The sequence below is a fragment of the Acinetobacter sp. UBA6526 genome (genome assembly GCF_002434875.1).
Lineage (GTDB): Bacteria > Pseudomonadota > Gammaproteobacteria > Pseudomonadales > Moraxellaceae > Acinetobacter > Acinetobacter venetianus.
This window is the reverse complement of record NZ_DJLC01000055.1, coordinates 494-12,249: the sequence shown is the minus strand read 5'-3', so window position 1 is coordinate 12,249 and position 11,756 is coordinate 494. Positions and strand designations below refer to the sequence as shown.

General features: G+C 39.3%; 9 protein-coding genes and 2 pseudogenes. 4 read left to right on the top strand and 7 right to left on the bottom strand.

All coding sequences use genetic code 11. From position 1 onward, the window contains the following. Nucleotides 1-179: 179 nt before the first annotated feature. The 5 genes and pseudogenes from B4237_RS03775 to B4237_RS03755 all read right to left on the bottom strand — a co-directional run. Complete coding sequence (locus tag B4237_RS03775) at nucleotides 180-923, bottom strand: SDR family NAD(P)-dependent oxidoreductase (RefSeq protein ID WP_032051442.1); 744 nt, start codon at nucleotides 921-923, stop codon at nucleotides 180-182. A gap of 473 nt (nucleotides 924-1,396) precedes the next feature. Beyond that, nucleotides 1,397-2,269 (bottom strand): transporter, encoded by an 873-nt coding sequence (locus B4237_RS03770; protein ID WP_050676140.1) that lies wholly within the window; start codon nucleotides 2,267-2,269, stop codon nucleotides 1,397-1,399. 125 nt (nucleotides 2,270-2,394) lie between these two features. Continuing rightward, the gene (locus B4237_RS03765; protein ID WP_032051439.1) at nucleotides 2,395-3,453 is read right to left on the bottom strand and encodes an alcohol dehydrogenase; all 1,059 of its coding nucleotides are present in this window, start codon (nucleotides 3,451-3,453) and stop codon (nucleotides 2,395-2,397) included. Nucleotides 3,454-3,543: 90 nt separating this feature from the next. Beyond that, nucleotides 3,544-4,446: an alpha/beta hydrolase gene (locus tag B4237_RS03760; RefSeq protein WP_032051437.1), complete on the bottom strand. Its 903-nt coding sequence runs from the start codon at nucleotides 4,444-4,446 to the stop codon at nucleotides 3,544-3,546. 839 nt (nucleotides 4,447-5,285) lie between these two features. Then, a pseudogene (locus B4237_RS03755) lies at nucleotides 5,286-5,695 on the bottom strand (hydrolase or metal-binding protein); the annotation flags it as partial. A gap of 137 nt (nucleotides 5,696-5,832) precedes the next feature. On the opposite strand from B4237_RS03755, the gene B4237_RS03750 reads away from it, so the two are divergent. The 4 genes from B4237_RS03750 to B4237_RS03735 all read left to right on the top strand — a co-directional run bounded on the left by B4237_RS03750 (nucleotide 5,833) and on the right by B4237_RS03735 (nucleotide 10,160). Continuing rightward, nucleotides 5,833-7,182, top strand: a complete 1,350-nt coding sequence (locus B4237_RS03750) for a hypothetical protein (RefSeq protein ID WP_286941466.1) — start codon at nucleotides 5,833-5,835, stop codon at nucleotides 7,180-7,182. A 110-nt stretch (nucleotides 7,183-7,292) separates the two neighbouring features. After that, entirely contained in the window at nucleotides 7,293-7,532 is a 240-nt protein-coding gene (locus tag B4237_RS03745; protein WP_414632339.1) for a helix-turn-helix transcriptional regulator, read from the top strand. Between the two features lie 385 nt (nucleotides 7,533-7,917). After that, nucleotides 7,918-9,099, top strand: coding sequence for a YagK/YfjJ domain-containing protein (locus tag B4237_RS03740; RefSeq protein ID WP_286941464.1), 1,182 nt, complete (start codon nucleotides 7,918-7,920; stop codon nucleotides 9,097-9,099). Continuing rightward, entirely contained in the window at nucleotides 9,096-10,160 is a 1,065-nt protein-coding gene (locus B4237_RS03735) for a hypothetical protein (RefSeq protein WP_286941462.1), read from the top strand. The genes B4237_RS03740 and B4237_RS03735 overlap by 4 nt, the downstream gene beginning before the upstream one ends. A gap of 218 nt (nucleotides 10,161-10,378) precedes the next feature. Here B4237_RS03735 and B4237_RS03730 read toward each other — a convergent pair. Both B4237_RS03730 and arsB read right to left on the bottom strand, forming a co-directional pair. Beyond that, nucleotides 10,379-10,636 (bottom strand): annotated as a pseudogene (locus tag B4237_RS03730) (NADPH-dependent FMN reductase); the annotation flags it as partial. A gap of 5 nt (nucleotides 10,637-10,641) precedes the next feature. Next, nucleotides 10,642-11,685: an ACR3 family arsenite efflux transporter gene (gene arsB / locus B4237_RS03725; RefSeq protein WP_079548910.1), complete on the bottom strand. Its 1,044-nt coding sequence runs from the start codon at nucleotides 11,683-11,685 to the stop codon at nucleotides 10,642-10,644. Between the last annotated feature and the right edge of the window lie 71 nt (nucleotides 11,686-11,756).

Here is an 11,756-nt window from a genome sequence, read left to right as displayed (position 1 = left end):
AGTCTTAAGCAAATATCGGTAACTATCAGATCAGGTTTGAGCTAGTACACATAAGAAGATATTACTTCTTCTCAGGCAGATTCGCAGCAAAGAAAAATTTTCCCTTACAACAATAGATAAAAGAAAAGAGGGTATCACCCCTCTTTCCTCTTTATATGGGGGTATCTTCTACTCATTTTTTATTTCGAGGTATATGCACCATCGACCACATACTGACTACCGGTCACAAATGAAGCATCATCAGAAAGTAGGAAGGCAACAACCTGAGCAACTTCTTCCGGCTGTCCCAAACGACCAATCGGATGTAGTTTTACCATTTCTGCTTCTTCAAATTCTGCAATCAAAGGCGTTTTGATATAGCCAGGATGTACTGAATTAATGCGAATCCCTTTATCTGCATATTCCAATGCCGCCGCTTTCGTTAGACCCGTTACGCCATGTTTTGCAGCGACATAGCCTGAAATATTTTGAATCCCGATCAAGCCTGCAATAGAAGCGGTATTGACAATCGCTCCGCCCCCTGCGGCCAAGATTGCAGGAACTTCATAATGCATGCTGTAGAAAACCGCATTCAAGTTCACATCAATCACACGACGCCATCCTTCAATGCTCAATTCTTCGGTGGAGTTAACTTCACCCAGAATTCCCGCATTATTGAAGGCCAAATGCAGTGCACCAAAAGTGCTGACCGCAAACTCGACTGCAGCTTTCATGTCTTCAGGCTCAGCAGTATTGGCCTTATTCGCAGCCGCTTTCCCGCCTAAAGCGACAATTTCGTCCACAACTTTCTGTGCTGCTTCCAGGTTAATATCTGAAACCACTACACTTACACCCTGTTGAGCCAAAAGCAGTGCGGTGCTTTTACCAATACCTGAACCAGCGCCAGTAATTAAAGCGACTTTATTGTTGAATTTATTTGACATAATTTTTTCCATTTCAAATTTTAAGCATCAAAGCTTGTTTCATATTTTAAGATTCAAGAAACCAGATCCGGTAGATGACTCGTCTGCCAAGCGACAACCCGTCTGATATCAGGCTTGCGATTCACCCTGTAGACGGTTTTCATTCCTAAATTCTGTATTTCCAAGTTATATAAACAAAAGTGCTAATCTATGGGGAATTCCCAGGATCCAAACAAATAGAATGCCATGAAAGCATCTTTTGCCAAGCGCTGTGCTGTATGTTTCCTAGACAAACCACCAACGATAACTGCAACTTTTTGAACTCCTTACAATTTCCTTATTTTCTTTCCCCTTCATCGCATAAAAATAGTTTTTGCATTCACAATAAAATCAGCATGAATAGTTTTTAAACTCACTGTACATATTTTCTATATTGATGACCAAGCTGGATATTGAATTGCAAAATTCTATACAGCCTGTTCAACATGATCGATTTAGAAGGCATACAGTAAACGTGACTGAAGTCCAGAAATTTCCAAGCCATTTTCAACATTCACATCTTGTCGCCATTGTAATAATAGCTGCAGATTCGGCTTGATATTGGTAGAAGCAGAAACGACAAAGGTATCTTTTCTATCACTGCCACGTTCAGTGACACCATTCACCTTTTCTTTACCGCCATCGGTATGCCTCCAGGTGACAGCCAAATTGGATTTATCGGTCACTTTATAGAGTGCGGAGAAATCTGTCTGGAAAAAAACCTCTTTCTCAATGTTGGTATATTTTTGCTCGCTATAAAGTTCAAACTGCCCCACCCCCTCAAGCGCAAATTTATCAGTTAAAGCATGGTAATAACCGGCCTGAACATTATATTGATAGCGATCATTACTGATGGCAAAACCCTTCGTTTCATTACTGCCGGTAGGTACGGTCAAAAAACCACCGAAACCAAAATAGCGCCCTTTTTCAGCATCATGCAATGGCCAGGCGATACCACCCACAATTAAATCACCGACACCCGAGATATCATCAGCGCCATTCATCTTTTGCTTGGCAAAAGGCAAGAGGAATTGAGGATCTACAATCCAATCCCCTACTTCAATAAAACGAACGTAACGCAATATTCCCAAATCAATGCTTAAATCGAGATCATCAGCGACTTTATCACCATTTGCATACGCCTTATCCGCTTCCGTATGCTGGTAATAGGCAACCGCTAAGTTGGTTCCCCCTGGAAGTGCTTGATAATCCCCGGCATCAGAACTCACCCCTGCGGCTTGCAGGTCCAAAGCGGCAGTTAAAGCAAAGACCAAAGCAGCTATTTTTTGATTTGAACGATGATAGAAATAGTTTTTCATTTGTTTCATTTTTAACTCTCCGTTGTTTTGACTCATTTTTTTAAAATGAGTCTTCCTAGCACAAAGACCACTCAGGTCTTTGCGCAATTTCTTGATTTTGATTTGGGTATTAAATATGGAAAAACGTTGGGTGATCAGTTTTCGTGCATAAGCACAATACGCCCGATGACGTTGCCATCTTTCAAGTCTCCAAATGCGGAATTGATCTGCGAAATTGGCAGTTTTTTCACGGGAATGGCTGACATGTGGGTTTCTTTCACCAGCTCCACCAGCTCTCTTAATTCCTCTACCGTCCCTACATAACTGCCCTGGATTGTGAGTGGTCTCATTGGAATCACCGGAATGGAAAGCTTAATTTCTCCCCCCATCAATCCGCAGATCACAATATGCCCACCACGTGCAGCACTCGCCAAGGCAAGGCTCAATGTTGGATTACTGCCAACCAGATCAAGGATCAGACGTGCACCACCGTCAGTTGCCTGAATCAGCTGTTGAGCAGCATCCTCACTTCGGCTATTGATGACCGATAATGCACCGGCAGCACGTGCTGCTTCCAGTTTGCTGTCATCAATATCAACTACGATTGCGCCTTTGGCTTGCATAGCTTTGAGCAACTCGAGTGCCATCAGCCCTAAACCACCGGCACCAATGATCACCACCGGCTCGCTTTGAATCAAATCACCGAATTTTTTCAGTGCACTGTATGTTGTCACGCCTGCACATGCCAAAGGTGCAGCTTCAGCCAGATCCAGACCTGCAATATCCACCAGATATCGTGGATGCGGCACGATGATATATTCGGCAAAACCACCCGGCTTGGCGATGCCTAACTGTTGCGGTTTGGCACACAGGTTTTCTTCGCCACGTTTACAGTAGTTGCATTCACCGCAACCAATCCATGGATGAACCAAGCTGACCATGCCGACCTTGACTGATTCCGCATCTGGACCGACAGCAACCACCTGACCTGTAATTTCATGACTTAAGGTTAAGGGTGGCTTCAGCCCACGATCTGCAAGGGATAAACGCTTGCCCCCACCTAGATCATAATAACCTTCCCATAAGTGTAAATCCGTATGGCATAGACCTGCGGCTTTTACATGGAGTAAAACTTCAGTACCTTTCGGTTGCGGAATTTCTTTCTCAACGTCTTCGAGTGGTTGTCCATGATGCGTCACGCAGTAACAGTGCATGAATCTCTCCTTTGAAACAATAAAATAGACGGCCTTGTAGTGAACAAAGTCTTTTATTCACTAAGTTTTATACGCCGTGTGGGCACTGATTTATGCTTTAAACCACTGCGCAATTTTCGCTAATTCTTGATCAGCTTCACTTGCACGCCCAGCTAGGAAAGGAAAAACGTGCTGCATGTTGTCCACCACAGATAAAGTCACATCAACACCCTCTTTTTTTGCAATATCAGCAAGACGTGTTGCATTGTCTACAAGTGATTCAACTGATCCGGCATTGATATACAAACGTGGGAAAACCTGATAATTGGCTTTTAACGGATTCGCCAATGGATTTGCCGGATCACCATGTTCACCCAAGAACATTTGTGACATGCCTTTAAGCAGATCCACTGTAATCAAGGCATCAGTGGCATCGTTGCTGATCAGGGTTTCACCTTTGTGCTCCATATCCAGCCAAGGAGAGAATGCAATCACTGCTCCTGGCAACTCAATCCCTTCATTTCGTAGATTGAGTACGGTTGATATCGCCAGATTCCCCCCCGCAGAATCCCCTGCGGTCAGCATATTTTTTGCAGTAAAGCCACGCTGGAGTAGTTCTTTATATACTGCTGTCACGTCCTGAATTTGTGCCGGGAAGACATGTTCTGGTGAACGTCGGTAATCAACCACAAATGCGGATACCCCTAAATACTTGGCCAAATGCCCCACCAGCTTACGGTGACTGGCCGAAGAACCGACCGCAAATCCACCGCCATGGGTATAAATGATGACTTTGGATAAGTCAGCATCTTTCGGATAAATCCAAAGACCTTCTACACCTGCCACAACATCGAATTTATAAGACACTTCTTCCGGTTCCAATGTAGGTTGATGCCATTCATCAAACATACTGCGAAAGTCTTCAATGGTCATATTCGGATTTTCCTGCATCCGTCTTGACCAGTTCGCATATAAATCGAAAAGAAATTGAGTATTGCTTTGTGTGCTATTCATTTTAAAATCCTTGATTTGATATTTAAGGAATAAATCCTAGTTTTATTCCATGAAGATATAAAAACTTGAGTGCCATCACTCATGGCTAGACACTCAGAAGATCCAAATCTAAAGAGTGGCTTTGCATCACTGGTTTGATACAATTTTTTGCATGACTAAGTAATCTACGGATAATCTAACCGTTTCAAATTAGTATTTTAAAATGTAAAAAATACATACCAGCGAATGTTTTCTGCAAAATCGCATCCTGTTCAATATAGCTTTTGATCCTACTTATTCTCTTTTCTATTCCAGTCCGTTATAAAAAAGCTTTCATTCATTTTCATGCAATCATGAGCTATGAATGTTCTTAAACATTAAACGATTGTGTGTATGGCTGACTTGTACATTCTTGTACTTATTTTTGTATAAAATGATCAGGCTCATCAATTTATGGGAAAAATTACAATTCGGGTACAATATCTTTCCTGTTTCATGAATCTATTCAACTCATTAAACTTACGACCCTCAACTGCCCAAAATCATAGGATCTGCCGATCCACTTGCAGAATTAGCAATGCTAAAACATGAACTCCAAAGAGTTACTAAAAAAAGAGCATATTAAAAAAAAGCCGTGGCATATTTCGCAAGCCAGTTCAAGTCAGGTATGTCTTTATTCAGTACCTCAGTTAAACTTTAGATTTTCATAACGATGGTTATTCTGCATGGCTAAATACGCTAATCAGCAAAAAACTCTCCAAAAGATAGGCACAGAAACACATATCAACCATAAAAACCATCTCAGACAGTATATTTACAAGCCTCTAATTCACCGCACTCACACTTCTCTGCAAGCCTTTTTAAATACCCTGTACAAAGTTCTCAGCCTGATGAAGCTTCACCTTGGACTTAGCTTTCAGTTCAGCCTGTACTTGGTCAGTTTCTGAATTTTCATTTGCATAAAACTCCTCCACCACATCCATACCCTCCTCAATGTCAGTTTCAAAATGTGCATTGTCATAGCCTTGCCGTGCCATTTGAATGGCTTATTGAAGATTAATGGCATCACGTAAAGTTAAATCCACGTAATACACAGGTGTTCGATAGCTTTGCGTCGTAGACTTTCTCGAAGAGTCAATTGCAGCGGTAGGCATGACAGCAAGCCATTCAATGCCGCATGGTAATAACTCAGCCGTGCGGCCAACGTTCGTATGCTGTTAAAACCCGTTATTCTAAAGATAAAGGTACCGAGTTCATCGGACTCATCTAATTAAATTCATTTTTCACAAATCTAATATTCCCTGAATTATCTTGTAAGATGCTGATAAAAAATGTATTAATTATTAAGTCCGTACATAAAAAGGGCTAAGTCTGTACAGACGTTAAGGGCGTAACTAAGGAGTACTCATGCCAAGTTCTCAGCTACAAGAACAAATACTGATAGTGAATGCACTAGAAAAATTTATATTTGAAAAAATCCGCTCGACTCCATTTTTGGGTTCCCATAAATCTATCCTCATGGCATCTAATGAAGAAGATTTGAGGAAGGCAATATATACCTTACACGATGAAGGTTTGTTCCGAGAATCGGAAGAAGATAAAATTAAAAGGCTTTGTAAAGATCTAGTGAAAGCTTATTTTCCAGATAAAAATGGCAATTATGAAGTTGAAAAGCTTGATTGTGAATATTTACCAAAACATTATGATGAAATCATTCAAGCTATAAGAAGCTTTCATTGCACTGTTGAAGCTAGAAATCATGACGAAATAGAACGCCTTTATCGCACATTACTTAGGGATTATTCAACACATCGTGATTGTTATAATTTAAAAGATATACCTGAAAGTCTTCAGCAGACGATTCATCAAATACAGAACAGCTTCCTTTCGCAGGAAGCAGACAAGATCAAAGAAAAGGCTTATATTGACTTTGTAAAAGGATTTATCAATAAATACCAAGATAGCCATGAACATCTTTGGGATGAATTAAAATTTTCAAAACAAGACAAAAAAACTCTACGAGAGTTAGCTCTGCTTTTAAATAAACTTAAAGGTCCGTTCAAAAATAAATTTGAAGAACGCCAACTTAAATCACAGATCCGCCCAAAAGTAAAAACCCAACAAATCCTGCTTGAGCGTCTAACTGAGTATTTAAACATCAGAGCAGAACTCTATGTTCGAACAACGATCAAAAAAATGTATTCGCGTAAAGAAAAAATGTACAAAAAACAGAATGTCAATATTGATATTCTATTACGTGCTCAACTCAATAAATACCAAACACAAATCTTAAACAGAAGCCAAAGAGTTAAGGTCATTGCAAAGATTGGAACAAAATTTACACCAGCATTAAAATCAAAATTAGAAACCAAAATGAAAGCTAAAAAGAAAGAACATAAAAAATGTCTAAGGGAAGAAAAGAAAAAAACTATTCAACAGCTTAAATTTAAAAAACAGCTGCACAAACATATTGTGAAAAATCTAACAAATCCATTAAGTAAGACTGAAACCACTTATGACTTAAGCTTATTTACGCCCACTACATCTATTCATGATACTGCTCCACTCAATGAGCTAAAAACAAAAATCGGTAGGAATAAATCCGCTAAAAAACAGAGAGGTTTTAAATCTCAAATATATCCAGTATCCCCAGTTAAAAGAAATTTTATTGGCGATACAAATAGAATTCTAAAAGAAAATAAAGAACTATATGAGTCTTTACGTGATTTATTAAACTACACCATTCACACTAAATAGAAAATTGATGACATTTTCCACGCACTTCCTTTTTAAACTGCATTTTCATCTGGGTATCTTGTGCTTGTTAGTTTAACGCTTTCCAAATCAAACCAACACGACACAAGGAGATGAAATTGAATACCAGCTACGATGCAGTTCAAATGCTCAAGCTTCCTCAGCTGATCAAACTCATAGGTTTATCTCGGTCATCCGTTTATGACCGACTAAACCCACGCTCGAAACGTTACGACCCAGACTTCCCTAAACCTGTGAAGTTAAACCGGGCATCACGCTGGTTACTCAGCGAGGTTGAAGAGTGGATTGAAAGTAAAATTTCAACACGTAATCAAGGGAATACTGAGAGCTAACGCTGTACTTGTAAATTCAAAACATAATGCAGCTGTGCAATGCATTCTGAAATTATAAGTATGGCTAGGCTATCATTTTAATTTTCAATGAATTACGGTCTTATATATTTACTATTACTCTATATCTATAAATCAAAGAATATTCTATCTATTTATAGATGATCAGTAGTTTTAAAGTATTCAGATACATCAATACTCATATGACCATATAGGTTGTTGGTGTATAGACGTACTGGTGTAGTAAATATGACTAAAACTCATCCTAAGTTAACTTAACCAACTTACATCCCATCATGGATACTGCGCTAAACAGTATCCATTGGATGCCTATACCCAGAATACTGATCACAGTTGCGCTTTTAACTTTAAATCGAGTTTAATTTATATGCGCATTATAAATGTAAATGCTGGTCGACATATGGGAACACATGACCAATGGCTCCAGCAATTTGAAACCGAACTGCAAATTACTCCAGTCAACGATGGTTATAAAACCACCTTTTTAGTAAATTCACAGGATAACATCCTAGCTCCTGCTATAGGGAAAGCTAAACTGGTCAAACAGTTCAAAAAACGTAACTTCCCTGAAGTCACAACTGAAACGAAAAGACTATCGAATGGTCGCTATGGCTTTGCCGTCAAACACCCTGCTCAAATGAGTAATTTACCTTCTGATATTGCAGAACTTATAAACTATTCTACGCTTTCAGACATTATAAAGGGTCTTGACATTCAAGCATTTGATTATGCACTAAGCCAGATGTCAGAGGATGAATTAGATCTTCTACGTAATGGCACACCTTTACCTTCCAGTCTAAAGGAGAATTTGCTCCCGTACATTAATGCAATAAATAAGTTTATTCGATTAATTCGTGCCTTTTTTCGTCGCCCGAACATCAGACGCAAAGTTTACGATGAGCGGAAGAATCTGAAAAAAAATAAGTCTCGAATGATCGAAATGTTCAACTCTTTAATTGAACGGTATTCGCGTGTAGTCGTTGTTCGACTTGATTTATATCTCAAACATAAACCTGAAACATTACTGCAAACCTGTTTCAAAGCTGAAGATTGTTTATCTAAAAATGATTTTGATGCATTTAAAAAGTGTGTTGAACAACTATTAGAAAACAAGCGGCATAATCCTGTGTTGAAACAAGCCATCGGTTATATTTTTCGTTTTGAATATACGCCAAGACGTGGATTCCATCTGCATACATTCTGGTTTTTCAATGGGAATAAAAATCAGGAAGACATTAGCCTCGCACAAGGTATTGAAAAGCTTTGGAAAAAAGTGACCAATGATCAAGGTTATGCCTACATCTGTAATATGCGGAAGCATACTTATGAAAACTGTTTTTTAGGCACGATTGAATACAACCAATCGCAGAAAAGAAAGTGGCTTGAAGAGGGTTTTGAATATCACTGTAAAACCAGTCAGTTATTCATTTTCAGCAATATGAAAAATGGAAGACGTTTCCAGATTAGTCAGCCTTTAAAACCACAGACTCGTGGTCGTCCGAGAAAAAACCACCTAGAACTCAATGCCTTTGCGGGAGATGAAGCATGATTAGATTACAGCCTGACGAATCCTATGCATCTCTACTCAGTACTCACCATATCACTCAAGCGTATATCCAGCCTTTTATTGGCTATATACCCAATAATCGCCCTCCTGTTGGCTTGGATGATTATCTGAAGTTGTATCTCATGATTACTGAAAATAAGACTTTTAAGATTATCTCCAAACAACCAACTTACGACTATCTGGTGCCTCATGTTTATCTAACGCCCAAGGGTGTTAATTTACTCAAGATTATTCAGGATATTCCGATTAATCCTTTCCTGACAGGTAAATTTTCAGATGTGATCATCAGACCTGAAATAAAGCTGATGGTTGATTTACTGTACAAGCACAGACTCATTGACTTTCCACTTGGATTGTATCAACAGTTTGAAGCAGTTGTTGATGGGTTCTGTCAGGATCTAAAAGTGAGATCTAAAACACGAGATTTTATGAGCTTGAAAAATCACTGGGATTCTTCATTAGGCAATTCTAGAAAGGCTTATAATCGTTTTGAAGAAGCTGTCTTATGTAACAATCCAATGTTTCAGGTTCATTCATTGCTTGTTTCTGCTGAGTTTATGAATGTTGATGATTTTTCAATGGATCAGAAAACATTTAGTCCTGTGACTGTTGAGGATATGCTGCGTGCCACGTCGAGTAAAATTATCGAAGCAGTCTGGGCTAACAATGCTGAAAATCACACTCTAGGTATTTTGTCGAAACAGGAAACGACTATTCGAGGTTTTAGGAGTATTCGGCTCATATTTTTTGTAGCACGCGAAGATACCGACTTTACCCCTTTTGCTGAATCTCAGCTCTATACAGATGTTGAACCTTTTGTATTCCGAGAAGGTAAAACCAGTATTGGGTGGAGTGATATTACCTGCATGAACTCAGGGGTAGAGCCTTTGGTTTATGGTATAGAATCCAATTTTTACGATACAAATCAGAACTACATTGGGATGCGACTTACCACTTTAAAATACAGTTTGATTGGTCCTGAATACTGGGTTCGGTTTAAGTTCACCAACACAACGTTTAAAGTCGAAAAAAGTTCATATTAATCAATTATTTTATGATTAATAACATTCGCGTAACCCTGAAAGTTTCGGCTTTCAGGGTTTTAAGTTATGCGTAGATTAGAATAAACGTCAATATAGTAGTGATCCTAGACAAAATAATGGACAGCACGTCCCTCTAAAGATAACGTAACTTTAATCTTTGGAGATTCAAGAAATGGCTAAACGTTTTAGTCCCGAATTTAAACAGCAAGCGATTGATTATGCACTTCTTTAACCTTTGGATGCTCAATTTCCGCATCTTCGGGTAAGGGTAGGCCTTTTGGATGAAAGATTTTTACTTCAGCGCCAAACTGCTCCAAAATACGTCCTGCTTCCATCACCGCCAATCGGCTGTATGAGCGCTCACGGTTTGAACCATACAGCAGCAAAATACGCGGTGGATGATCCAGCTCTTTAGCTTGTACTTTTTCTAAAGTCGGTTGATCGAGAAGATTCATATCTACATTTGGGAGAGTCATAGAAATTACACCTCTGCTTTAAAAAACTTTTTTCTGAGCCACAAAGACACACTGACTAAAGCAATCAACACTGGTACTTCAACCAGTGGACCAATTACAGTAGTAAACGCCACAGGTGAAGCTAAACCAAAAGTTGCAATCGCTACAGCCAACGCCAATTCAAAGTTATTCCCCGCAGCAGTAAAGGAAATTGCTGTAGTTTTAGGGTAATCATTGCCCATCCATTTGCTCATAAAGAAGCTGATGAAGAACATCACAATAAAGTAAATGGTCAATGGAATGGCAATACGTAAAACATCCAGTGGTAAACTCACCACATCATTTCCTTTGAGGCTAAACATCGCCACAATCGTGAACAACAAAGCAAGCAAACTCAGTGGGCTAATTTTTGGTAAGAAGACATTTTGATACCAATCCAAACCTTTCGCTCGAACCAGAATAAATCGTGTCATAAAGCCAAGGAAGAACGGAATCCCTAAATACACGAATACCGCATGAGTAATCGTCCAGAAATCCACATTGATCACTTGCCCTGCAACACCAAAATAAGGTGGTAAGAAGGTCAAGAACAACCAAGCATAGGTACTGAAAAATAAAATTTGGAAGATACTGTTAAAAGCCACCAATGCAGCAACATATTGGTTATCCCCACAGGCCAAACCGTTCCACACCAAGACCATCGCAATACAACGAGCCAGTCCTATCAGGATTAAGCCTGTCATATACTCTGGATAGCTATGTAGAAAAACAATGGCTAAGGCAAACATCAATACTGGTGCTATCACCCAGTTCTGTACTAAGGACAAAGTTAAGGTTTTTTTGTCTTTAAACACTTGTGGTAGCGCTGCATAATCCACTTTAGCTAATGGCGGATACATCATCAAAATCAAACCTATCGCAATAGGAATATTGACTGAATCCACACTCATTTTATCCAAAGCGACAGAGGCTTGCGGAAAAAACACGCCTATCGCAATCCCTAAAGCCATGGCAATAAAAATCCATAGCGTGAGGTTACGATCTAAAAAGGATAATCTTTGTTGAGCCATAATTTTCTCATTCAATATCTGAGATGTGATTGATTGCAGCAATCAATTCAGGACGAGACATATGTGCTGTA